Origin of the sequence: Cellulosimicrobium sp. SL-1, from assembly GCF_011033075.1 — a bacterium.
In the GTDB taxonomy this organism is placed as follows: domain Bacteria; phylum Actinomycetota; class Actinomycetes; order Actinomycetales; family Cellulomonadaceae; genus Cellulosimicrobium; species Cellulosimicrobium funkei.
Genome location: NZ_JAACJC010000011.1, coordinates 69,358 through 92,683 on the forward strand (window position 1 = coordinate 69,358; position 23,326 = coordinate 92,683).

The 23,326-nt window shown below is 73.8% G+C and carries 20 protein-coding genes, 1 tRNA gene and 1 pseudogene; 8 read left to right on the top strand and 14 right to left on the bottom strand.

The window, feature by feature from the left end; genetic code table 11:
• The first annotated feature begins 59 nt into the window (after positions 1-59).
• The 3 genes from GWJ10_RS16825 (at position 60) to GWJ10_RS16835 (ending at position 2,593) form a co-directional block, all read left to right on the top strand.
• On the top strand, positions 60-923 hold the full coding sequence (locus GWJ10_RS16825; protein WP_241005874.1) for a metallophosphoesterase: 864 nt from the start codon (positions 60-62) through the stop codon (positions 921-923).
• Positions 924-1,149: 226 nt separating this feature from the next.
• Positions 1,150-1,226, top strand: a tRNA-Pro gene (locus GWJ10_RS16830).
• Positions 1,227-1,357: 131 nt separating this feature from the next.
• A complete protein-coding gene (locus GWJ10_RS16835; RefSeq protein WP_163188647.1) occupies positions 1,358-2,593 on the top strand; it encodes an FAD-dependent oxidoreductase in 1,236 nt (411 codons plus the stop codon).
• Between the two features lie 118 nt (positions 2,594-2,711).
• Here GWJ10_RS16835 and GWJ10_RS16840 read toward each other — a convergent pair whose 3' ends face one another.
• From GWJ10_RS16840 to GWJ10_RS16855, 4 genes and pseudogenes are all read right to left on the bottom strand, one after another.
• Positions 2,712-3,845, bottom strand: coding sequence for a bifunctional 2-methylcitrate synthase/citrate synthase (locus GWJ10_RS16840; RefSeq protein ID WP_163188648.1), 1,134 nt, complete (start codon positions 3,843-3,845; stop codon positions 2,712-2,714).
• Positions 3,846-3,924: 79 nt separating this feature from the next.
• Positions 3,925-4,842, bottom strand: coding sequence for a methylisocitrate lyase (gene prpB, locus GWJ10_RS16845; protein ID WP_163188649.1), 918 nt, complete (start codon positions 4,840-4,842; stop codon positions 3,925-3,927).
• 98 nt (positions 4,843-4,940) lie between these two features.
• Positions 4,941-6,455: pseudogene (locus GWJ10_RS16850) on the bottom strand (MmgE/PrpD family protein); the annotation flags it as partial.
• 29 nt (positions 6,456-6,484) lie between these two features.
• Positions 6,485-7,213: a GntR family transcriptional regulator gene (locus GWJ10_RS16855; RefSeq protein ID WP_163188650.1), complete on the bottom strand. Its 729-nt coding sequence runs from the start codon at positions 7,211-7,213 to the stop codon at positions 6,485-6,487.
• A 108-nt stretch (positions 7,214-7,321) separates the two neighbouring features.
• Here GWJ10_RS16855 and GWJ10_RS16860 point away from each other — a divergent pair, with 108 nt between their 5' ends.
• Positions 7,322-8,077: an NAD(P)H-binding protein gene (locus GWJ10_RS16860; protein WP_205688974.1), complete on the top strand. Its 756-nt coding sequence runs from the start codon at positions 7,322-7,324 to the stop codon at positions 8,075-8,077.
• Positions 8,074-9,009: an RNA polymerase sigma factor SigJ gene (gene sigJ, locus GWJ10_RS16865; protein WP_128957735.1), complete on the top strand. Its 936-nt coding sequence runs from the start codon at positions 8,074-8,076 to the stop codon at positions 9,007-9,009. The genes GWJ10_RS16860 and sigJ overlap by 4 nt, the downstream gene beginning before the upstream one ends.
• An 18-nt stretch (positions 9,010-9,027) precedes the next feature.
• Here sigJ and GWJ10_RS16870 read toward each other — a convergent pair whose 3' ends face one another.
• Positions 9,028-9,768 carry a DUF2625 family protein gene (locus tag GWJ10_RS16870; RefSeq protein ID WP_082774512.1) on the bottom strand — a complete coding sequence of 247 codons (741 nt, stop codon included), beginning with the start codon at positions 9,766-9,768 and terminating at the stop codon, positions 9,028-9,030.
• A 214-nt stretch (positions 9,769-9,982) separates the two neighbouring features.
• Here GWJ10_RS16870 and GWJ10_RS16875 point away from each other — a divergent pair, with 214 nt between their 5' ends.
• Positions 9,983-11,473 (top strand): DUF4232 domain-containing protein, encoded by a 1,491-nt coding sequence (locus tag GWJ10_RS16875; RefSeq protein ID WP_163188651.1) that lies wholly within the window; start codon positions 9,983-9,985, stop codon positions 11,471-11,473.
• Positions 11,474-11,477: 4 nt separating this feature from the next.
• Here the strand turns inward: GWJ10_RS16875 and GWJ10_RS16880 are convergent, their stop codons facing one another.
• The 5 genes from GWJ10_RS16880 to GWJ10_RS16900 form a co-directional block, all read right to left on the bottom strand.
• On the bottom strand, positions 11,478-13,481 hold the full coding sequence (locus GWJ10_RS16880) for a cytochrome c biogenesis protein DipZ (RefSeq protein ID WP_163188652.1): 2,004 nt from the start codon (positions 13,479-13,481) through the stop codon (positions 11,478-11,480).
• A gap of 157 nt (positions 13,482-13,638) precedes the next feature.
• Entirely contained in the window at positions 13,639-14,340 is a 702-nt protein-coding gene (locus GWJ10_RS16885; protein WP_076404512.1) for a fasciclin domain-containing protein, read from the bottom strand.
• Between the two features lie 134 nt (positions 14,341-14,474).
• Positions 14,475-15,242 (bottom strand): anti-sigma factor, encoded by a 768-nt coding sequence (locus tag GWJ10_RS16890; protein WP_163188653.1) that lies wholly within the window; start codon positions 15,240-15,242, stop codon positions 14,475-14,477.
• Positions 15,235-15,807 carry an ECF RNA polymerase sigma factor SigK gene (gene sigK, locus GWJ10_RS16895; RefSeq protein ID WP_085951324.1) on the bottom strand — a complete coding sequence of 191 codons (573 nt, stop codon included), beginning with the start codon at positions 15,805-15,807 and terminating at the stop codon, positions 15,235-15,237. Before sigK ends, GWJ10_RS16890 begins: the two co-directional genes overlap by 8 nt.
• Positions 15,808-15,970: 163 nt before the next feature.
• Positions 15,971-17,053, bottom strand: coding sequence for a 3-deoxy-7-phosphoheptulonate synthase (locus tag GWJ10_RS16900; protein ID WP_074804177.1), 1,083 nt, complete (start codon positions 17,051-17,053; stop codon positions 15,971-15,973).
• 384 nt (positions 17,054-17,437) lie between these two features.
• On the opposite strand from GWJ10_RS16900, the gene GWJ10_RS16905 reads away from it, so the two are divergent.
• On the top strand, positions 17,438-17,935 hold the full coding sequence (locus GWJ10_RS16905) for an NUDIX domain-containing protein (protein ID WP_076404510.1): 498 nt from the start codon (positions 17,438-17,440) through the stop codon (positions 17,933-17,935).
• Here GWJ10_RS16905 and GWJ10_RS16910 read toward each other — a convergent pair.
• Positions 17,909-19,474 (bottom strand): PP2C family protein-serine/threonine phosphatase, encoded by a 1,566-nt coding sequence (locus tag GWJ10_RS16910; RefSeq protein ID WP_163188654.1) that lies wholly within the window; start codon positions 19,472-19,474, stop codon positions 17,909-17,911. The genes GWJ10_RS16905 and GWJ10_RS16910 overlap by 27 nt on opposite strands.
• Positions 19,474-20,286 carry an alpha/beta hydrolase gene (locus GWJ10_RS16915; protein WP_076404508.1) on the bottom strand — a complete coding sequence of 271 codons (813 nt, stop codon included), beginning with the start codon at positions 20,284-20,286 and terminating at the stop codon, positions 19,474-19,476. The genes GWJ10_RS16910 and GWJ10_RS16915 overlap by 1 nt, the downstream gene beginning before the upstream one ends.
• Before the next feature lie 79 nt (positions 20,287-20,365).
• Between GWJ10_RS16915 and GWJ10_RS16920 the strand changes: the two genes are divergently transcribed.
• A complete protein-coding gene (locus GWJ10_RS16920) occupies positions 20,366-20,824 on the top strand; it encodes an Rrf2 family transcriptional regulator (protein ID WP_163188655.1) in 459 nt (152 codons plus the stop codon).
• 30 nt (positions 20,825-20,854) lie between these two features.
• On the opposite strand, the gene GWJ10_RS16925 is transcribed toward GWJ10_RS16920, so the two are convergent.
• Together GWJ10_RS16925 and GWJ10_RS16930 are read right to left on the bottom strand one after the other, a co-directional pair.
• Complete coding sequence (locus GWJ10_RS16925; protein WP_163188656.1) at positions 20,855-21,469, bottom strand: hypothetical protein; 615 nt, start codon at positions 21,467-21,469, stop codon at positions 20,855-20,857.
• Positions 21,470-21,472: 3 nt separating this feature from the next.
• A complete protein-coding gene (locus GWJ10_RS16930) occupies positions 21,473-23,308 on the bottom strand; it encodes a hypothetical protein (protein WP_163188657.1) in 1,836 nt (611 codons plus the stop codon).
• Positions 23,309-23,326 lie beyond the last annotated feature (18 nt).

The following is a 23,326-nucleotide window of genomic DNA, read 5'->3' on the forward strand; positions in this document are numbered from 1 at the left end:
CCCTGCGAGGGCTCGGGGCGCTGGCCGCCGTGGGCGTGGCGGGTGTCGCGTACGCGCACGTGGAGACGAAGCTCTTCACGCTCCGTGAGGCGACCGTCCCCGTGCTGCCGCCCGGGTCGCGCGACCTCCGGGTGCTGCACGTCTCCGACCTGCACCTCGTGCCGACCCAGCGGCGCAAGATCGAGTGGGTGCGCTCGCTCGCCGAGCTCGAGCCCGACCTCGTCGTCGACACCGGGGACAACCTCGCGCACGTCGACGCGCTCGGGCCCCTGCTCGACGCGCTCGCCCCGCTCCTCGCGCGGCCGGGCGTGTTCGTCCTGGGCTCGAACGACTACTTCGCGCCGGTCCCGAAGAACCCCGCGCGCTACCTCCTGCCCGACGCCCGGCTGCCGTTCGCGTCGCAGGCCCGCCTCCTGCCCGCGGCCGAGATGGCCGGCGCGATGCGCGACGCCGGGTGGGTCGACCTCACGAACCGTCGTGACGTCCTCGACGTCGGCGGCGTCCGCCTCGACCTCGTGGGCGTCGACGACCCGCACCTCGACCGCGACGTCTTCCCCGCGCCCGCGTCGCAGGCTCCCGCCACCCCGCCGGAGGGCGGCGTGCTCCGGCTCGGGGTCACGCACGCGCCCTACCTGCGGGTCCTGGACCAGATGCACGACGACGGCGCGGAGCTCGTCCTCGCGGGCCACACCCACGGCGGGCAGCTCTGCGTGCCCGGGTTCGGCGCGCTCGTGACGAACTGCGACATCGACCGCAAGCGGGCCAAGGGCCTGCACGGCTGGCCGGGCCCTCGCCCCGACGCCGCGGGCGGCGAGGACTCGACGTGGCTGCACGTCTCCGCCGGCGCGGGCACGTCGCCCTACGCGCCGGTCCGGTTCGCGTGCCGCCCGGAGGCCACGCTGCTCACCCTGACGTCGCGCTGACGCCCCCTTCCCCACCGCTCCACCGAGCACGGGGTCAGCGACCGCGATCCCGGGTTCTCGGTCGCCGACCCCGTGCTCGGCGGGTGGTTGGGGGCGGTTGCTGGCGGGTGTCGTCGGGGTCACGGGGATCGGGTTTCGTGGCACGGCACTTCGTCGGCTATTCTGGGCAGGCTTCCCGCGGGGAAGACGGGGAGCTTCCCGTCGGACCGTCACGTGGGTCAGCAACCGGGGTGTGGCGCAGCTTGGTAGCGCGCTTCGTTCGGGACGAAGAGGTCGCAGGTTCAAATCCTGTCACCCCGACCAGCCGAGAGGCCCGGGATCCGCGAGGATCCCGGGCCTCTCGTCGTTCTCCCGCCCGCCGCTCCCCCGGCGGTGCGCCCCGGTTCGCGCGAGACTGAGGCCGTCCGCTGTCCCGAACCACCGCGGAGGTCGCCATGAGCGCTGGACGTCACGTCGTCGTCGGAGGAGGGCTCGCCGCGGCGAAGGCGGTCGAGACGCTGCGCGCGGAGGGCTACGACGGCGGGATCACCGTCGTCGCGCGCGAGCCGCACCGCCCGTACGAGCGGCCGCCGCTGTCCAAGGACTACCTGCGCGGCGAGGCCGAGCGCGACGCGGTGTTCCCGCTCCCGGCGGACTGGTACGCCGCGCACGACGTCGAGCTGCTCACCGGGACGGCGGCAACCGCGCTCGACCTCGCCGGGCGGAGCGTGACGCTCGACGACGGCCGCGCGCTGTCGTACGAGAAGCTGCTGCTCGCGACCGGCTCGGACCCGCGCCGGATCCCCCTGCCCGGCGGCGACCTGGCCGGGGTGCACGAGCTGCGGACGCTCGACGACAGCGACGCCCTGGGCGCGGCGGTGCGCGCGGCCCGGGACGACGGCGTCGGGCGGCTGGCGGTCGCCGGCGACGGCTGGATCGGCCTGGAGGTCGCGGCGTCCGCCCGCACGCTCGGCCTCGACGTCACCGTGATCGGGCTCGGGACCCACCCGCTCGAGCGCGTGCTGGGGCCCGAGATGGGCGAGCTGTACGGGCAGGTCCACGCCGACCACGGGGTGCACCTCCACCGCCGCGCCCAGGTCACCGGCATCTCCGGCGACGGTCGTCGGGCCACGGGGGTGGACCTCGCCGACGGCACCCATGTCGACGCGGACCTCGTGCTCGTCGCCGTGGGCGCGGTCCCGAACGTCGGGCTCGCGCGGGACGCCGGGCTCGCCCTCGACTCGGCGACGGGCGGCGTCGTCGCGTCGGCGACGCTCCAGACCACCGACCCCGACGTCTTCGTCGCGGGTGACATCGCCAGCGTGCCGTCGGCACGCTACGGGCGGTCGCTGCGCGTCGAGCACTGGGCGACCGCCCTCCACCAGGGCCCGCACGCCGCGCGCGCGATGCTCGGCGCGACCGACCCCTACCCCGAGCTGCCCTACTTCTTCTCCGACCAGTACGACGTCGGCATGGAGTACCTCGGCTTCGTCGCCGGCCCGGACGCCTACGACGAGGTCGTGGTCTCCGGCTCCGTCCCGGACCGCGAGCTCGTCGCGTTCTGGCTCAAGGACGGCCGCGTCGAGGCCGGCATGGCCGTCAACGTCTGGGACCGCATGGAGGACGTCAAGGCCCTCATCCACCGCGACGGCCCGCCCGACCGCGCCGAGCTGGAGTCCTTCGTCGCCTGACGCCCTCCGTCGGCCGACCAGGCGATCCCGGCGGTTCGAGCAGGTGGTCTCGGCTCGTCCGACCGGCGGGACGCGCCAAGACCACCTGTTCGGCGCAGGGCGGGGGTCAGGGTCAGGGTCAGGGGAGGTCGCGCTGCTCCGGGCCGACGTACTGGCTGAGCGGGCGGATGAGGGCGTTGGCGGCGCGCTGCTCCATGACGTGCGCGGTCCAGCCCACCACGCGCGACGCGACGAACAGCGGCGTGAACATCGGGGTGTCGAAGCCCATGAGGTGGTACGCCGGGCCGGCCGGGTAGTCGAGGTTCGGCAGGATGTTCTTGCGCTCGGTCATCGCGGTCTCGAGCGCGGTGTAGAGCTCGAGGAGGTCCGGGCGGCCGTAGTGCTCGACGAGGTCGTCGAGCGTCGCGCGCATGGTGGGGACGCGCGAGTCGCCGTGCTTGTAGACGCGGTGCCCGAAGCCCATGATCTTGCGCTTGTGGGCGAGCGCGTCGTCGAGCCACGCGGCGGCGCGGTCGGCGGTGCCGATCTCGGCGAACGTCGCCATGACGGCCTCGTTCGCGCCGCCGTGCAGCGGGCCCTTGAGCGCGCCGACGGCGCCCGTCACGGCGGAGTGCAGGTCGGACAGCGTGGACGTGATGACGCGCGCCGTGAACGTGGACGCGTTGAACGAGTGCTCGGCGTACAGCACCATCGACACCTCGAACGCGCGCACGACGGCGGGCTCGGGCTCCTCGCCGAACGTCATCCACAGGAAGTTCTCGGCGTAGGAGAGGTCGTCGCGCGGCTCGACGAGCTGGAGGCCGCGACGGCGACGCTGGTCGAGCGCGACGGCGGCGGGCAGCACGGCCCACAGGCGGACCGCCTTGGCCTGCTCGGCCTCGGGCGAGGAGTCCTCGGCGTCGGGGTCGTGCGCGCCGAGCTGGGAGATCGCGGTGCGGACGACGTCCATGGGGTGGCACGTCGTCGGGAGCTCGAGGATCGCGTTGCGCACGTGGCCGGGCAGCGCGCGGTGCGCCCGCTCGACGGCGGTCTGCTCGGCGAGCTGCTCCGGCGTGGGCAGCTCGCCGTGCCACAGGAGGTATGCGACCTCCTCGAAGCCGCGGCGGGCGGCGAGGTCCTGCACCGGGTAGCCGCGGTACAGGAGCGAGTTCGTCTCGGGGTTGACCTTCGAGATCGCGGTGACGTCGACGACGACGCCCGCGAGGCCCTTGCGGATCTCGGGCGCGTCGGTGGTCGGTGCGGTGGTGGTCATGCGGTCACTCCTTCGTGCAGCACGGGTCGCGGGGAGATGCCGGTGCCGCGGCCGACGGGCGCGCGGCACCGGCCGGTCGTCAGGGCCGGTAGGTGAAGATGCCCTCGTCGAAGGTGTTGTAGGCGGCGTAGTCGAGCAGCTCGTAGAGGCGTGCGCGCGTCTGCATGCCCTCGACCTGGCCTGCCTGGGTGCCGGTCGCGGAGATCTCGTCGAGCGCGCGCTCGGCGGCGCCCATCGCGACTCGCAGGAGCGTGACGGGGTAGATGATCAGCCGCACGCCGGCGTCGCCGAGCTGACGGCGCGTGAAGAGCTCGGACTTGCCGAACTCGGTCATGTTGGCGAGCACGGGCACGTCCACGGCCGACGCCACGGCCTCGAACTCCGACAGGTCCTTCATCGCCTCGGGGAAGATCGCGTCGGCCCCCGCGTCGACGAGCGCCTTCGCGCGGTCGATCGCGGCGCGCAGCCCGGCGTCGCCGGGGATCGTGCCGCGGACGTCGGTGCGCGCCATGATCAGGAAGCCGGGGTCGCGGCGCGCGTCGGCGGCCGCCCGCACGCGCTTCGCCGCCTCGTCGAGCCCGACGACCTCCTTGCCGTCGAGGTGGCCGCACCGCTTGGGGTTGACCTGGTCCTCGACGTGCGCGCCCGCCACGCCTGCGTCCTCGAGCGCCTGGACGGTGCGCGCGACGTTCATCGGCTCGCCGAAGCCGGTGTCGGCGTCGACGAGCGCGGGCAGGTCCGTGACGCGCGCGATCTGCTGCGATCGCCCCGCGACCTCGGTGAGGGTCGTGAGGCCGATGTCGGGCAGACCGAGGTCGGCCGACAGCACGGCCCCCGACACGTACGCGCCCTCGAAGCCCTTGTCCTGGATCAGGCGCGCGGACAGCGGGTTGAACGCGCCCGGGAGCCGCAGCGGCTCCCCCGTGGTCGCCGCGGCGTCGAGCGCCGCGCGGAACGCGCGCCGCTTGTCCGACGGCGTCACCTGGCTGTACAGCATCAGCGCGCCTCTCCCTCGGTGGTCGCGTCGGCCTCGTGCATGGTGAACCCGTCGCCCTCGACCTCGGGGTGCGCGGGGGCGTCGTCGCGACCGAGCTCGAACAGGCCGGTCGGGGTGGGGACGGAGTCGAGCAGACCGGGCCGCCCGACGATCGTCAGCTCGCGCACCTCCGCGGGCGTGAGCTCCGGGAGCCGCTGCGCGAGGTCGAGGAAGCGCTCGATCTCGGCGTCCTCGAGGACGCCCGCGGCGAGCGTGCGGAACTTGTGCACGTACTGCTCGCGCCCGAACGGCCGCGCGCCGAGCGGGTGCGCGTCGGCGACGGCGATCTCGCGGACGAGGCGGCCGCCGTCGGCCAGCTCGATCTCGACGCGCCCGCCGAACGCCTTCTCCGCCGGGTCGGTCGAGTGGTAGCGGCGCGTCCACTCGGGGTCCTCGGCCGTCGTGACCTTGGCCCACAGCGCGACGGTGTCGGGGCGGCCCGCGCGCTCGGGGGCGTACGAGTCGACGTGGTGCCAGCCGCCGTCCTGCAGCGCGACCGCGAAGATGTAGGGGATCGAGTGGTCGAGCGTCTCGCGCGACGCCGTCGGGTCGTACTTCTGCGGGTCGTTCGCGCCGGAGCCGATGACGTAGTGGGTGTGGTGGCTCGTGTGGATGACGATCGACGTGACGTTCTCGGGGTCGGCGAGCCACGGGTGCTCGTCGTGCAGTGCCCGCGCGAGGTCGATGAGCGCCTGCGACTGGTACTCCGCGGAGTGCTCCTTGGTGTACGTGTCGAGGATCGCCGTCTTCGGCTCGCCGGGGGCCGGGAGCACGACGTCGTACGCCGCGTCCGGGCCGTCGAGCAGCCACGCGACGACGCCGTCCTCGCCCTCGTAGATCGGCTCGGGCGACGTCTGGCCACGCATCGCGCGGTCGACCGCCTCGACCGCGACCTTGCCCGCGAACGCCGGGGCGTGCGCCTTCCACGTGGAGATCTGGCCCTTGCGCGACTGGCGGGTGGCCGTCGTCGTGTGCAGGGCCTGGCCGATCGCCTGGAACACCGTCTCGGTGTCGAGGCCGAGCAGCGTCCCGATGCCCGCGGCGGCCGACGGCCCGAGGTGCGCGACGTGGTCGATCTTGTGCCGGTGCAGGCTGATCGCGCGCACGAGGTCGACCTGGATCTCGTAGCCGGTCGCGATCGCCCGGACGACGGCGGCGCCGTCGGACCCGGCGTGCTGCGCGACGGCGAGGATCGGCGGGATGTTGTCGCCCGGGTGGGAGTACTCGGCGGCGAGGAACGTGTCGTGGAAGTCGAGCTCGCGCACCGCGACGCCGTTCGCCCAGGCCGCCCACTCGGGGCTCGTGCGGGTCTCGAGGTCGCAGCCGAACACCGTCGACCCCGGGGTGTAGGGGTGCGCGAGCGCCTGGCCTCGCGCCGCGACCGCGGGGCCGCGCGTCAGGCTGGCCGCGGCGACCGCGGCGTTGTCGATGACCCGGTTGACGACCATGTCGACGACCTCGGGCGTGACCTCGACGGGGTCGGTCGCGAGCTCGGCGAGCTTCCACGCGAGCTGGTCGGTGCGGTCGAGCGGCTCCGCGCTGGGGTAGACGCGCAGGTGGTGGGTGTACGGCATCGGTGTCTCCGTCGTGCGGTGGGCGGTGGTCAGGGGAGGTCGTCGGTCGCCGACCCCGCGCCGCGCAGCGACTGCTCGGCGAGGGCGGCGCTGCGCTCGATGTGGGCGCGCATCGCCGCCTCGGCGGCGGCGGCGTCGCGGCTCGCGATGGCGTCGGCGACGGCGCGGTGCTCGTCGACGTGGTCGGTGGTGCCCACGCGGCGGCGAGCCGCGAGCGCGCGGTACCGGTCGACGTGGCTGCGGATCTGGCGCAGGAGCGCCGAGCCCCAGCGGTTGTCGGCGAGCGCCTCGATCTCGCCGTGGAACTGGGCGCCGATGCGCAGCACCTCGTCCTCGTGGTCGCGGACCGCGTCCATGAGCGTCACGAGGCGCGCGAGCCGCGCGACGTCGTCGGGCGTGGCGCGCTCGCACGCGTCCCGGGCGAGGAGGCCTTCGAGGCGGGCGCGCACGTCGTAGACGCGCCGCGCGTCGGCGAGGTCGAGCGGCGCGACGCGCACTCCCCCGGTGGGCAGCTCGACGACGAGCGCCTCGGCCTGGAGCAGCCGCAGCGCCTCGCGCACCGGGGTCCGCGAGACGCCGAGCTCGGCGGAGAGCACGGGCTCGGTGAGCCGCGCGTCGGGCGCGAGGGAGCCGTCGATGATGCGGCCGCGCAGCAGGTCGTAGACCGCGCGGGCCCCGGACTGGCGGCGCGCGAGGCCCGCGTCGCCAGGCGCCGCGGACGGCCCGACGGCGGTGCGCAGCTCGGGCGTCGTCGTCACCCGGCCATCGTGCCACACGTCCTGCGCACTTGTATACAACTCTGGAGGAGGCTGGAGATGTCACATCGGATGGCGCCGCGTCGTCGTCCGGGTATGAGGATCGCTGTGGTGGGTGGGACGGGGACCGTCGGTCGGCACGTCGTGGCGGGCCTGGCCGCGCGCGTCCACGAGGTGCGGGCGCTGAGCAGGCACGCGCGGGAGCACCCCGTCGACCTCACGACGGGCGCAGGTCTCGCGGCGGCGCTCGACGGCGTCGACGTCGTGGTCGACGCGAGCAACACCGCGACGTCGTTGCGGCACGTGCGCGCGGCCGTCGTCGACGGCACGCGGCGCCTGCTCGCCGCCGAGCGCGACGCCGGGGTGCGGCACCACGTGCTCGTGTCGGTGGTCGGGTGCCACGATGTGCCGATGGCCTACTACGCCGCCAAGGTCGCGCAGGAGCGCGAGGTCGCGGACGGGGGCGTGCCGTGGACGGTCGTCGCCGCGACCCAGTTCCACGAGCTCGTCGCCGCGACGCTCGGGGCCGCTGCCCGCCGGGGCGTCGTGCCGCTGCTGCGCGCTCCGGTCCAGCCGGTCGCGGCCGCCGAGGTCGGCGCCGCGGTCGCGGACGCGGCCGTGCGCGGCCCGCTCGGTGGCACCACGACCGTCGCGGGTCCCGAGGCGGTCGACCTGCGCGACCTGGCGCGCGCCTGGCGCGACGTCACCGGCTCGCGCGCCGTCCCCGTCCGGGTGCCGCTCCCCGGCGCGCTCGGCCGCGCGCTGCGCGCCGGCGGCCTCACCGACCCGCACCCCGACGTGCGCGGCACCACGACGTTCCGCGACTGGCTCGCCGCGCAGCACGCCGAGCGGGCGGGGGCCCGGTGACCGGCCCGGCCGCGGACGACCTCGCGCGCGCGTTCGAGGCCGAGCGCCCGCGCCTCCTGCGGCTCGCGTACACGACGACCGGCTCCTGGTCCGACGCCGAGGACTGCGTCCAGGACGCGTGGCTGCGGCTGCGCACCCAGGACGCGGGCTCGATCCGCAACCTCGCGGCCTGGCTGACGACGACGGTCGGGCGGCTCGCGCTCGACGTGCTCGGGAGCGCGCGGGCGCGCCGCGAGCGCTACGTGGGGACGTGGCTGCCGGAGCCGGTCGTGACGACCCCGGGCGCCGCCTCGCCGGTCGCCGCGGGCGCCGTCGACGCGGCGGACCCCGCCGACCGTGTGACGCTCGACGAGGAGGTGAGCATGGCCCTCCTCGTCGTGCTCGAGCGCCTCTCCCCCGCGCAGCGCGTCGCGTTCGTGCTCCACGACGTGTTCGGGCTGCCGTTCGACGAGGTGGGCGACGTCGTCGGGCGCTCGCCCGCCGCCGTCCGCCAGCTCGCGGCGCGCGCCCGCAAGGACGTGGAGGCGGGGCGGCCGCGCGGGACCGCGACGCGCGCCGAGCAGGCGCGCGCCGTCGAGGCGTTCGTCGCGGCCTGCTCGGACGCCGACCTGCCGGCCCTGCTCGCGGTGCTCGACCCCGACGTCGTGCTGCGGGGCGACGGCGGCGGCAAGGTCCGCGCGCTGCGGCACACCGTGCGCGGGGCGGGGACGGCAGGTCCCGTGCTGCTCAGCTACCTGCGCACGCCGCCCGAAGCGATGCGCCTGGTCGACGTCAACGGCGCGCCCGGGCTGCTCCTGCGCGACGGGACCGGGGTGCTCACGGTGATCGCGTTCACGGTCGTCGGGGGGCGGGTCGCGGCGCTCGACGTCGTGCGCAACCCCGACAAGCTCGGGACGGTGCGCGCCGACCTCCTCGACGCGGACCCGGCATGACGAGGGCGTGACCGGGGCTCAGGGGCGGTAGCCGTCCGTGGGCCAGGCGCCGTAGCCGTCGAGGTGCTCGTCGGCGTCGCGCACGTAGTCGTCGACCGGGGCCATGCGCTCGGCCATCTCGAAGTGCCAGTCCACGAGCTCGCCGAGCGGCACCGGGGTGCGCGACGAGCGGGCGACGTCGCGCCCCTCCTCCGACCACAGGGGCGGGTAGACGCTCAGGCCCTCGTCGAGGCGCACGGAGCCGATCTCGTCGTACCAGCCGGGCCAGCGCACGGGCGCGTAGAACTCGGCGGTCCCCCCGCTCACGGACCACTCGAGGAACGCCGCCTGGCCGAACCCGAGGTCGAGCCAGGAGAGCGAGCCCGGCGCGAAGTAGTGGACGTTGCCGAGCGGGCCGGGGAGCCCGCCGCCGTTGATCGCGAACGTGCCGCCGAGCACGTCGTACGCGACGACGAGGACGGACGGCGCAACGCTGTCCTCGCCCGGCTCGCCGAGGCCGTTGACGGTCGCGAGGTCCGGCAGCCCGGCCCCGCCCCCGCCGATGATCCGGAGCCAGCCGCCGTCGACGAGGACCCCGCCGGTGTGCAGGGCGAGCGCGCCGAGGGTCGAGCGGACGGTGACCTGGAGCCGGTAGAGGACCTCGAGCGACCAGGCGGGCGCGGGCACGACCTCGACGCCGCCGCGACCCAGCATGCGCGAGAGCGTCGGCCACGCCGGGTCGTCGACCGCAGCGAGCTCCGCAGCCGTCCGCACTGTCATGGCCGGATCATGCCAGATGTTGCCCGTCAGCAGGAGTCCTGGTAAAAGCGCGGGGTCGGTACGCGCCCGGCTCGTCCGTCGATGCGCCGAAAAGACCGGTTCCCCCGCGCGGCGGCCCGGGTAGGCCCTGGCACGGTGAAGACGCCGGGCGGACCCTGGGGAGGACGTCGGCGCGCCACCCCGCACGGTCGCGGTGACCGGTACGGTCACGGCCGTGGACGACGACGGCACACCCTCCCCCGAGCCCGCCACCGACCCCGGCACCGGGACGGCCCCGCCACGGGCCCGACGGCGCGGCCCCCTCGTCGCGGTGGCCGCCGCGGGCGTGGGCGGTGTTCTCGCGGTGGTCGCCGCCGTCGTCGGGCCGGCAGCGCTGCGCACCGCGGCCGAGCAGCCCGCCCCGGCCACCTCGTCGGTCGGCCCGACGACCCCCGCACCCGGCGCGACGCCCGCGCCGACCTCCCCCGAGAGCGACCACGAGGCCGTCGCGGCGCGGCTGCGGGCGCTGCCCGGCGTCGCGGCCGTCGAGGCGCTGGGGACCGCGGGCGAGTCCGCGCGCGTCACGCTGGTCAGCCCGCTGCCGACACCCGAGGAGGCGCAGCGCACCGCCGACGACGCGAGCGCGATCGTCGCCGCCGTGCCCGGCGGTGGTGCCTGGTCGCTCCGCGTCGAGGGCACGGGCGCGGGCGGCGGGACGTTCGCCGTCGCGCACGGCCCGGGCGCGGACACCGACCGCGGCATCGACCCGGCCACCGGGGAGCCCCGCCCCGAGCTCCTCGGGGCCGACGCCGTGGCCGACGCCGTGCGCCTCGTCGCCCACGACCCCGTGCGCCGCGTGTTCCTGTCCCCGGGGTCCGCGTCGGTCGACGTCCGCGCGGCCGGGGACCTCGTCGCGGCCGCCGCGCTCGTCCGTGCGGAGAGCCGGGGGCTGACGAGCCTCGGTGTCGCCGGCGGCGCCGTCGGCACCTACGACGACGGCGGGCAGTCCGTCCCCGACGACGCGCTGCTCACCCTGCTCGGAGAGGTCGCCGCGGAACCTGGCGTGACGCAGGTCGTGCACGAGACCGCGCGGGACACGTTCCCGCCGAGACCCCTGCTCACCGTCATCACCTCGGGCGACGCCGCCGTGGTCGCGCGGACCCTCGACGGCGCCGCCTATGCCGGCCCGACCCTCGCGTACCAGGTCCACGGCTCGACCGACGGCGGCGCGTCCGCGACGCGCTCCGGGTTCGTCGCGGGAGCCGCCGCACCGACGACCGGGACGCCCCCCGCGGGCGCGTGCGCCCCCGGCGACCTCACGCTCGGGGCCCTCGGGTTCGACGCCGCGGCGGGGCGCCGGTTCCTCACCGTCACGGCCCGCAACAACGGCAGCGCGGAGTGCGTCCTCGCGGGCGCGCCCGCGGTCCGCTTCGTCGCCGACGACGGCTCGGAGACGGACGTGCTCCTCGAGCCGGACGACGACGGTCTCGCCCCGATCACGCTCGCGCCGGGCGCCACCGCCTGGGCCGCGCTCTCGTGGCGCGGTGGGTCGACAGCGGACGACCCGCCGCTCGTCACGACGCTGCTCGTGGCCCCGCACCCAGGAGACCCCGAGTCGGTCGTCGGGCTCGCGGGAATCCCCGGCGTCGGGGACGGCCTCGACCTGCTCGGCGGCGGGACCGCGACGATCGGGTCGTGGACGCCCGCGCGGGAGCTCGCGAGCTGACGCGTCACCCGAACGTCGCGGTGAACACCTGGACGCCGGGTGGGACGTCGAGCTCCACGAGACCCTCCGTCGGGCCGTCGCCCTCCAGGACGGGGTAGAGCGTCGGGCTGCCGGACACGTCGATCTCGCGGGTCGTGGTCCGCCCGTCCGTCGTGACGCGCGCCGTGACGGTGCCCTCGCCGCCGAGCACCGTGAACACGTCGGTCGAGCGGTACGCGAGACGCACGCGCGCGTCGTCGGACACGGCGGTCGCGCCCTGGAAGTCGACGTCCCACGTGCCGCCGAGCGAGAACGTGTCCTGCCGCTGGTCGTCGGCGAGCGTGAAGTCCTGCTGCCCCGCGGCATAACGCGGCTCGCCCGCGTAGTTGACGACGCGCTTGATGGAGAAGTACGTCTCGGGCGTCGTCTCGTCCTGCGGGGTGGTGTCGCCGACGGCGGTGGGCTCGGGCAGCTCGACGCCCGGGTTCGCGTCCTCGAGGAGCTCGCGCACCAGGCGCTCGGTGTCCTCGTACCCGCCCTCCCCGAAGCGGATGTGGCGCACGGTCCCGTCGGCGTCGACGAGGTACTGCGCGGGCCAGTAGCGGTTCCGGTAGGCCGTCCAGGTCGCGTACGCGTTGTCCTGGGCCACGGGGTAGGTGACGCCGAGGTCCTGCGCGCCCGCGACGACGTTGCGCGTCTCGCGCTCGAACGCGAACTCGGGCGTGTGCACCCCGACGACCTCGAACCCCGCGCCGACGTCGCGGTACCGGTCGTACCAGGCGTTGACGTGCGGGATCGCGCGCTGGCAGTTGATGCAGGAGTAGGTCCAGAAGTCGACCAGCACGACCTTGCCGCGCAGCCCCTCGAGCGTCAGCGCCTCGCCGCCCGGGGTGTTGAGCCACGTGTCGATGCCGCGCAGCTCCGGGGCCGTGCCGCAGTCCTCCAGCACGGGCGCGCCGTTCGAGCAGTTCGACAGCTCGCGGTTCTCGTCGGTGACGAGCCCGCCGAGGTCGAGCGCCTCGCGCACGGCGTCGTTCTCGTCGACCCGCTGCTGGAGCGCGCCCGTGTAGTCGGGCAGGGCGCGCTGGAGCGCGGCGGGGAGGTTCAGCGCGAGCGCGCCCGCGAGCGCGATCATCACGACGCCGCCCGTGACGCGGATGCCGCGCGTGTGCCGCTGGAACCCGCGGACCCGCTCCGCGACGCGGCGCCCCGCGAGCGCGAAGACCAGGAGCGGGATCGCCGCACCGACCGCGAACGACACCGTGAGGGCGACGGTGCCCGGGCCGATGTTCCCCGTCGCCCCGGCCACGGTGATCGCTGCGAGGACCGGCCCGGCGCACGGCACGTACAGCACGCCGAGGCCGAGGCCGAGCACGAACGCCCCGCGGTCCTGGCGGGCGGCGCCGCGTCGTGCCCCGAGCGCCGCGACCCGCCGGAACGGCCGCTCCAGGACCTCCTCGACGCGCGGAACGATCATCCCCACGCCGATCGCGACGAGGAGGACGATGCCCGCCCAGCGCAGCAGGTCCTGCGGGAGCCCGAGCGCGGTCAGCAGGAGGGAGCCGAGGAGCGTGAAGACGCTGAAGCTGAGGACCAGGCCCGCGATGACGAGGTAGGGGCGCCACGAGCGGCGCGCGGTCCGCCGCGTCGCGCGGGGCCCGGGCCCGCCGCCGGCCGGGGCGGCGGGCTCCGCGTCCCCCGTCGACAGGTCGAGGGCGAGCGCCCCGCCACGCGTCGGACGCGCCGCGACCTCCCGCGACCCGGCGGCCTCCGGCGCGCCGACCGGGCCACCCCGGCCACGCAGCCCCGCGGCCGGGCGACCGCCGACGCGGACCGCGTCCGGGACGCCCGCGAACAGCCCCGGGGAGACGCCGCCCGTCCCGGTCTCCGCGGTGCCCGACGGCGTCGCCCCCGTGCGCGCGCCCTGCACGCCGCCCGCGAAGAAGATGACGGGCAGCATGGGCAGGATGCACGGCGAGATCCCCGTGATGAGTCCGCCGAGCAGGCCGATGACGATGAGCGTCTCCATGCCCGGGGTTCGGACCGGCGGCCCTCGCGGATGGGTCCGCCGCGCGCCGAGGGGACGTCGCCGGGCGCACGACGACGGCCCCGACCGTCCGGTCGGGGCCGTCGGGACCCGCTCGCGCGGGTCCACCGCGCGCCCGCTTCTGGACGCGCAGGGAGGATCACATCGTCGGCATGAGCACCGTGTCCACGAGGTACACGGTCGCGTTCTGCGTCATCACGCCACCGCACACGACGGCCGCGTCGTTGACCATGAGCTCGTCGCCCGATCCGGTGACCTCGACCGTGCCGCCCTCGACGGTCTCGTGCTCGCCGGCGACCTGGTCGGGCGTGAGCTGGCCGGGCACCACGTGGTACGTGAGGATCTTCGTCAGCGTGTCGGAGTCCGTCTTCAGCGACTCGAGCGTCGCGGCGTCGATCTTGGCGAACGCGTCGTCGACGGGGGCGAACACGGTGAACTCGCCGCCGTTGAGCGTGTCGACGAGGTTGACGTCCGGGTTGAGCTCACCCGAGACGGCCGCGGTGAGCGTCGTGAGCAGCGGGTTGTTCGACGCCGCCACGGCGACGGGGTCCGTCGACATCCCGGTGATCGACCCGGCGCCGTCGGGCACCTGCTCCGCGTAGGCGGCACAGCCGGGGCCCACGAGGTTCGCGGCGGGGTCGGCCGCCATGTCGTCCGAGCCCTCGGTCGAGTCGTCGGTCATGTCGTCGGACGTCGAGTCGTCCGTCATGGTGTCGGACTGCGAGTCGGTCGTCGTCGAGTCGGACCCCGTGTCCGTGTCCGAGCTGCACGCGGACAGGCCGAGCACGGCGAGCGTGGCGATGCCGGCGACGGCGTACGACGTGCGGGTGCGAACGTTCATCGGTCTCTCCTCGGGTCGTCGCCCCGCCGGTGCGGGGCGTCATGCCGAGGGTTCGGAGCGCCGCCCCGGGTGGATGGGTCGGGATCGGCACGAGTTTCTCCCGCGCGCGTCCCGACCCCTCCGGGCCGCTGCGCTCAGCCGACGAGCGCGACCACCGGGTCCGTCGTGGGCTGCTCCGAGCCGCCCGCCGGCTCGACCGTCACGGCCATGCCGACGCCCGGCTCGTCCTGGACGAGCCGCGACGTGCTGCCGTCCTGGACGTCGAGGACGCCCGCCGAGACGACGGCGCCGTCGGGCTCGACCACCCAGAGCTGGTAGTCACGGTCGTCGCCCGCGTCCGGCAGGTCGGACGCGCGGAAGTACATGTCGTCGCCCGCCGCGAGGACGGACGCCTGCCCGCCGCCCGCCACGTCGCCGTGCAGGATCGTCGCGTCGGGGTCGGCGAGCATGCGCTCGATCGCGTCCGCCCGCGCCTCCAGGCGGGACTGCTCCTGCGTCGCGCGGACCGCGACCGTGGTCGGGACGGCCACCGCGACCACCGCGGCCACGGCCGCCGCGAGCCCGGTCCAGCGTCGGCGGCGGGCGCGACGCGCGGCCGCGAGGTCGACGACGACGCCCCCCGTGCTCTCCCCGGCGGACAGGGCCGCGTCCGCGGACGCGGCCACGCGGGCCAGGACGGCGTCGCGCAGCGCGGGCGGCGGTGCGCTCTCGACGGCGAACGCCGCCACGACGTCGCGGTACTCGTCGAGCTCGCGCCGCGCGTCGGGGTCGGCCGCGAGCAGGCGCTCGACGGCGCGCCGCTCGACGTCGTCCACCGCGTCGAGCGCGTAGGCGGGGAGCAGGTCGCGGACGTCCGGACGGTCGTCCGCGCCATCACCGCGGGGCGTGGTCGGGTCAGCCACGACGCACCCCCAGGCAGTCGCGGAGCCGCAGGAGCCCGTCCCGGATGCGGGACTTCACGGTCGGCAGCGCGGCGTCGAGCCGCTCCGCGACCTCCCGGTAGGTGAGCCCGCCGTAGTACGCCTGCACGACCGCCTCCCGCTGCGTCGCCGTGAGCGAGTCCAGGCACCGCCGCACGGCCGCGCCCTCGAGACGTCGCTCGACGTCCTCCACCACCACGTCCCGCGGTGCCGCGGCCGTCGAGGCGTCCACGTCGCGCTGGTCGCGGTCGCGGCGCGCCTGCTCGGCCCGCACGCGGTCCACCGCGCGCCGCCGGGCGAGCGTGGCGACCCAGGTCCGCGCCGAGCCGCGGGTCGCGTCGTAGCGCGCCGCCGTCTGCCACACCTCCACCATCACCTCCTGCACGACCTCCGCCGCGTGGTCCGGGTCCCGCAGGACCCCCAGGCACGTGCCGTACGCGACCGGCGCGAGCGCGTCGTAGACGGGCGCGAACGCGGCGGGGTCGCCGCCGGCGCACGCCGCGAGGGCGGCGTCGACGGCCGGGTTCGTCGTCACGGGAGGTGGCACCCGGTCAGTGTGCAGCACGGGCGCCTCCCGCACGCGCTGCGGCGCGTCGACCACGGCTCTCGGCACCCGACCTCCCGTCGCCAGCGCCGTCCCGGTCCGTCCGGGACACCCTGGGTTCGGCGCCGACGCGCGGACGGATGGGTCCCCGCCCCGCGGGCACCGCTCAGAGCGCGCGTCGGGCGCGGACCGCGCCCGCGAGCTCGCGCAGGAGGTCGGCCGTCGTGTCCCAGTCGATGCACGCGTCCGTGACGGACTGCCCGTAGACGAGGCCGCTCGGCGCGGGCTTCTGCGCGCCCGCCACGAGGAAGCTCTCCATCATGAGGCCCGTGATGCCCTGCTCGCCCTCGGCCAGCCGCGCGGAGACCTCGCGCACGACCTCCGCCTGGCGCACGTGGCTCTTGCCGGAGTTGCCGTGCGACGCGTCGACCACGAGCCCGTGCTCCGTGACCCCGCCGCGGCCCGAGGTGCGCGCGACCGCGAGCGCCGCCGCGACGTCGTCGGCCCCGTAGTTGGGGCCCGAGCGCCCGCCGCGCAGGATGACGTGGCAGTCGGGGTTGCCCGCGGTCTCCACGGCGGCGGCCCGGCCGAGCGAGTCCATGCCGAAGAACGTGTGCTCGCTCGCCGCGGTGATGCAGCCGTCGACCGCGATCTGCACGTCGCCGTCGGTCGCGTTCTTGAACCCGACGGGCATGGACAGGCCCGAGGCGAGCTGGCGGTGCACCTGCGACTCGGCGTTGCGCGCGCCGATCGCGCCCCACGACACCGCGTCCGCGATGTACTGCGGGCTCGTCGGCTCGAGGAACTCGCACGCGGCCGGGACGCCGGCGTCGAGCACGCCGAGCAGCACCTCGCGCGCGAGGCGCAGGCCGTGGTGCACGTCGTGCGACCCGTCGAGGTGCGGGTCGTTGATGAGGCCCTTCCAGCCCACGGTCGTGCGCGGCTTCTCGAAGTAGACGCGCATGACGACCATGAGGTCGTCCGCGAGCTCGTGCGCGACGGCGGCCAGGCGCCCCGCGTACTCGAGCGCGGCCTCGGGGTCGTGCACCGAGCACGGGCCGACGATGACGAGGAGGCGGTCGTCGTCGCCCGCGAGGACGTCACGGACCTCGCGGCGCGACGTCGTCACGAGGTCGCTGCGCGTCGCACCGAGGGGCAGGTCGGCGAGCATGGCGCGCGGCGCGGGGAGGGCGTCGAGCGCGCGGACCCGCAGGTCGCTCGTGCGCGCCTGGAGCTCGGGGCTGTCCACGGGGTCGACGGTACTCGTCGCGCCGTCGGTCGTCGCGGTCTCGGGCGAGGTGGTGGTGCTGGTCACGGGGGGCTCCTGGTCTGTGCGGCGGGGTCTGGGAACGCCGTGAGTCGGGATGCCCAGCGGCGCTCCACCGGCCTGCTGCCGCCCGTGGTCCCGGAGCGGCCCGTCTCACGACGAAGGGCCCGGACGCGGTCCGCGTCCAAGGCCCTGTGCTGGCTCCGGGTGGTGATCTGTGGTCAGGCTGACGCCCGCACGGCCCCACCGGGAGCCTGCGTAGAGCGCCAATACCACTGAGAAGTCACGAGCCGACGGTAGCACAGCGCCTCCGAGGGGCGGACGGCCCGTCTCACGGGCCGGTCGGGCAGCGCCTACGCTCGGGGCATGCCGATCCCCGAGTTCGTCGCCGCCCTCCGGTCCCACGTCGGGACCGACCTGCTGTGGATGCCGGGGGTGTCGGGTGTCGTCGTGGACGACGCCGGCCGGGTGCTGCTCGGGCAGCGCGCCGACTCCGGCCAGTGGGCCGTGATCAGCGGGATCCTCGAGCCGGGCGAGGACCCGGCGGTCGGGCTCGCGCGCGAGGTGCTCGAGGAGACGGGCGTCGAGGTCGTGGTGGACGCGCTCGTCGCGGTGACGGTCACGGAGCCGATGGAGTACCCCAACGGCGACCGGTCGCAGTACCTCGACCTGGCGTTCCTGTGCCGCCCGGCGTCGCCGGCGGCCGCCGCGGCGGCGCACGTCGCGGACGACGAGTCCCTCGCCGTCGCGTGGTTCGCCCCGGACGCCCTGCCCGACGACGTCGCGCGCTCGTCGACCGAGCGCCTTGGCCACGCCCTCGCGCGGCTCGCCGACCCCTCAGCCGGCCCGTTCTTCGTCCGCTGACGCGGCGGCCAGCGCGTCGGGCACCGCCCGTCCGCCCCCGGCAGGGCCGAGCCAGCGCACCGCGAGCAGGCACGCGTCGTCGTCCTCCGGCGCGCGCGAGACGACGGCCTCCAGCAACCGGTCGTCGCGCAGGCCGACGTCGAGGGCGCGCGTGACGACGTCCGCGAGCTCGTCGAGCGCGAGCGCGAGCGGCCGGTCGCGGCGCTCGACCACGCCGTCCGTGAAGAGCAGCAGGAGGTCGCCCGGGGCGAGCCGCACGGCCTTCGCGACGCGCGGCGTCGTGCCCCGCACGCCCAGCGGCGTCGACCGGGCCTCCCACAGGTACGCCGCGGAGCCGCCGGCCCGCACGAGCAGGGGCGGCAGGTGGCCCGCGCACGTGTAGCGCAGCACCCCGGCCCGCAGGTCGAGCTCCCCGTACACGAGGCTCGCCATGAAGCCCGTGCCCGTCCGGTCGACGAAGCGGTCGACGCGCTCGACCACCTCCTCGGGCGGCAGCCCCGTGTCGGACGCGGCCCGGACGGCGGTGCGCAGCTGCCCCATCGACGTCGCCGCCTTGAGACCGCGGCCGACGACGTCCCCCACGCTGAGCGCGACGACGTCGGGCGCGACCCGGAAGGTGTCGTACCAGTCGCCGCCGACCTGGAGGTCGTGGACGCCCGGGCGGTAGCACGCCGAGACGTCGACCTGCGGGTCGGTGACGATCCCGTCCGAGAGCATCGCGCCCTGGAGCTCGCTCGCGACCGAGACGCTCTGCTCGTGGACCCGCGCGCGCGAGAGCGCGAGCGCCGCGAGCTGGCCCGCGGCGGCGGCGGTGCCCAGGTCGACGGGGTCGGAGCCCGCGGCGCGGCGTGGTTCGAGCGCGAGCACGCCGAGCAGCGCGCCCGCGGTGCGCAGCGGCACGACGACCGTCCCGTCGTCCCGCACCGTCGCCTCCGTGAGCTCGTCGATCGTCGGCGCCAGGACGCCGACGGCGCCGCCCCACCGCCGCAGCGGGCCGCGCTCCTGCGCCGTCCACAGCGCGGCGTCGCCCGCGCCCAGCATCGTGACGGCCGCGCGGAGCAGGACCCACGCGACGCCGTCGAGACCGGCGACGCTCGCGAGGTCGGCGGCGACGCCGTGCAGCAGCCGCACCCGGCGCTCCGCCTCCTCCGCCGCGCGGCGCGCCTCGACGAGCTCGTGCTCGAAGCGCGACCGCTCGCGCGCGCCGAGCATCGCGACCTCGATCAGCCGCTCGCCGCGTGCCTCGCGCTCGATCGCCGTGAGCAGCACGGGCTCACGACCCCGCGGCGTGCGGAGCTCGACCGCGACCTCGTCCACGCGGCCCTCGATGTGCAGGCGCGGGGCGACGTGCGTCTCCCAGAAGATGCGCCCGCCCACCGTGAGCAGGTCCGCCAGACGGCGGCCCGCGACCGCCTCGACGTCCGGGACCTCGATCGTCCGCAGGAACTCGTCGTTGGCGTCGAGGACGCGCGCCTCGGTGTCGAGGAGGAGCAGCGCGACGGGGGCGAGCGCCCAGCGCTCGGCCCGGGACATCGCCATCAGGCGGCGCCCAGCCAGTCGCGCATCGCGCGCACGAGGAGGTCCGGGTGCGAGAGGTTCGGGCAGTGCCCCACCGAGTCGATGACGACGAGGTCGCTGCCGGGCAGGTGCTCGTGCACGTAGCGCCCGACCTCGGGCGGCGCGATGACGTCCTCCCGGCTCTGCACCACGAGGCTCCGGGTGCGCACGCGCGCCAGGTCCGCCCGGTTGTCGCCGAGGAACGTCGCGCGTGCGAACTGCCGGGCGACCGCCGGGTCGTTGCGCCGGAACACCGCGGCGAGCTCGTCGCCGAGCGCCGGGCGGTCCGGGTTCCCGGCGATCACGGGTGCCATGACCTGCGTCCAGCCGAGGTAGTTCGCGTCCATCGTCTCCAGGAGCTCGTCGATCTCCTCGGCGGTGAACCCGCCGCGGTAGCCGTCGTCGTCGACGTACCGCGGGCTCGGGCCCACGAGCACCAGCCGGTCGAACAGGTCCGGGCGGTCGGCCGCCGCGAGCAGCGCGATCACGGCGCTCACCGAGTGGCCCACGAGCACCACGGGCCCGCGCCCCTCCCCCGGCCCGACGGCCTCGACGATCTCCACCACGTCCGCGGCGTAGCCCGCGAGGTCGGCGTGCCGGACGGCGTCGTGCGCGGTGGGGTGCGACGCCCCGCACCCCGAGTGGTCGAACAGCACGACCCGGTGGTCCGTCGCGAACGCGGGCGCGACGAAGCGCCACATCGACTGGTCGCAGCCGAAACCGTGCGCGAAGACCATCGTCGGGCCGTCCTGCGCCCCCATGACCCGCACGTTGTTGCGCTCGTGCACGTCCACGCGTCACAGCGTAGGGGGGAAGGGGTCGCGAGGGGCAGCGGCACCCCGGGGTGAGACCCGCGCACGGCACAATGTCCTCATGCGTGTCTCGGCGAAGGCGGACTATGCGGTGCGGGCGTGCGCCGAGCTCGCGGCGTCGCCGCACGGCGACCCGGTGCGGGCGGAGGACCTCGCGACGGGTCAGGGCCTCCCGGTGAGCTTCCTCGAACGGATCCTCGGCGACCTGCGCCGGGCCGGGATCGTCGCGAGCGTCCGCGGGCGCTCCGGCGGCCACCGCCTCGCGCGCCCGGCGTCCGAGGTGACGCTGGCCGACGTCTTCCGGGCGGTCGACGGCCCGCTCGTCACGGTCCGCGACGAGCGCCCCCCGAACCTGGAGTACGACGGGTCCGCCGCAGGCCTGCTCGAGGTGTGGATCGCGCTGCGCGCGAGCGTCCGCGACGTGCTGGACCGCGTGACGATCGACGACGTCGTGCGCCGCGACCTGCCCGACGACGTGCACGCGCTCGCGGCCCGCGCCGACGCGTGGGAGAACCCCTGATTCTTACGTAAAGCGGAGAGTTTCACATTCCTACGATCGCAACAACGACACGAAGCGCCTCTCTCGCGCCAGTTTGAGGAGCGAGTCAAGTCTTAGTTCGTCCGTTCGAAGGCGCAGCGACCGTTCGACGCCCGTTCGAATCTCCGCTCTCAATTCCTCAGTAAGGCCCGCATGATGCGCCGAGTGTTCGATTATCTCACTGGCGAACTGGTGTGGGGTGACCCCTCGCGATACTAGCGACTGCCGCAAAGCGGCAACCTCTCGTCGGATAGACCACGCCATCCGCTCATCGTAAGAATACAGCAGTCGCCCACGCGCGCGATCGTACACGTAGGTAATCCCCACGGATTCAACCGCATCCCCCTTCTCCACCTTCCGGACAGGGCTGCGCAAGGCGAGCGGGCCCAATACGCCACACAGAACGCCGTAGATCAGGCCTTTCGCACCGGATGGAATCGCCATTGCAGCCGGCAATACGAAACCCGTAGCGACCAGTGCGGCGACAAGACCGTCGAGGAGTGCGACCATCACGGCAGAAGTTAGACCTCGCCACCTTGAACGGCTGAACGCATGGGCCTGAGACCTCTCGTAGAGTTCAAAAAACGTCACGAGAATAGCCGCTGCGGCAGCCGAACCGAAGAGCATGCGTTAACCTAACCAATGGTAGGCATGAACTCCGTCAACCTCTCTCATGCCAACTCGCCGCTGCTGCACCAGTTCCGACAATCTTGATTCCACTTCCGATGAAGATGCGCCGGACTCTAGCACGAGCTCGTCGATTGTCGCGGAACTGCGCGCCCCCAGAAGAAGACGAATGGACTCAACGATAGGCTCGAAAGCCAACAAGCCATCGAACCGACTGAGAGGAAACTGGGGAGCCGATCGGAGTATTCCAAGCACTTCGCGCGCAGTGTTTCCTTCGTAAACCGGCCCTTTCACACGCGTCTGTTTTGACACCAGTCGGCCGCCATTTAGGTCTAGCACACGGAGCTTTTGCTTGAGTCTCGATCCAGAATACTGACTCAGATCCAACGTATAGCATTCACTCCTCTCGCCAGCCCTCTCCTTGTCGGAGACACTGCCATCAATCAAGTGAAGCAGTCGAACCTCAAGCAGCCGCGTAAGGACGGCGTAGAGATCTGGATTTCTGTCACGGTCGCGGAAATCGACGCGGAAGTACGTGAAACCACGGTCGTCGAGGCAAAAGTCCCGTACCTCATTGAGCGCCCGGTAGGCCTGCGGAGCGAAACCAGCATTGGATGCCAGGTCGTCTTCAAGTTCGCCGAGTTTGCTCTGCGCGGCGTCTCCCGCCGCTTGGTTTACTTCGATAATGCCCACAGCGCGCGAACCTGACCGCGCACGAGCCTTGGTTGTCGCCGATGCGGCGAGGGTCAAGAAGTCGCGGGGAACACCGCCAGAAGCGAAAACCAGACGCTCGAAAGACTCCCGATTAAAAAGCGAGTTCAAGTTGTCAATCCCCACGGCTGCACAATACCGTGTGAACATGTCGCGCATAAAACGAATAGTGCCGCCGGGATCCTGCAAACTCAGATCAAGATCGACCAAGTCAGCATCTTGCCCGGTCTGCAGCCCGGTCGGCGGACTGGGGCGGAACCACCGCGTCAGGTGCCGAACCGAAGCAACCTTCAACCAGACATCTGAATCCCGTGTTGCTCCGTGCAATAGATCCAGCACGTCTGCCTGCTCGGCGCGTGGGATGAAATAAAAGTCGTCGAGAAATACGTAGAGCCTTAGGCCAAGGCCGAAAGTGGCGTACTGGATCGCCTGTTGTAGCGATGGAACCATCCTTCGAACGGCAACAGGATCCGCTTCCCCGTCTAGAGCAACATCAATCGAGGCGTGAAGTCGCTCCAGGTTCTTCGCTAGCTTTGCGTCAGATCGACCGCGTGCACGCGCCTCCGAGATCAGGGTGTCGATGACTTTTTCCTGAACCAGGAGAAACGCTCTCTCAATTCCTTGGTCACGAAGAGGCTGAACGTTCACCCAAACGGTAACGTGGCCTTCGCTCTCAACCAGGCGCTTGGCCTCGAGAAGCAGCGCGGTCTTACCCGCCCCGCGGCGCCCGAAAACTAAGTGATGTCTGGTCCCTGTAACTGCCGCGAGATTAGCAGTGTTATTCGGAATGTATGATAGGCTCGGCTGCGCTTCCGACGTTCGCGAACGCGAAGTCAACAGTTGGATGAGCCTCGAAACTCGCGGGTCCTGGATTCCGGTAAGCGGACCCTCCGGGGCTGGGGCGGCATCCCGCCGCGTGCGCACCGTAACAAGAACGCTCTTCCCGTTTAGGATAAATGCGTCCTCGATTTGACCAGCAAGGGCGACCGCTCGCTCGCGATCCGAGCGGTTAACCGAGATGACAAAGATGCGCTCGTCGCCTAACGCCTGGGAGTCGACTTCAGCGTCACCCAACTGTGCACGGTGGAGCGCCTGGCGCACCTCTTCCATTTCAAGATCTGTGGACAACGCCCTCACCCTTCTGGT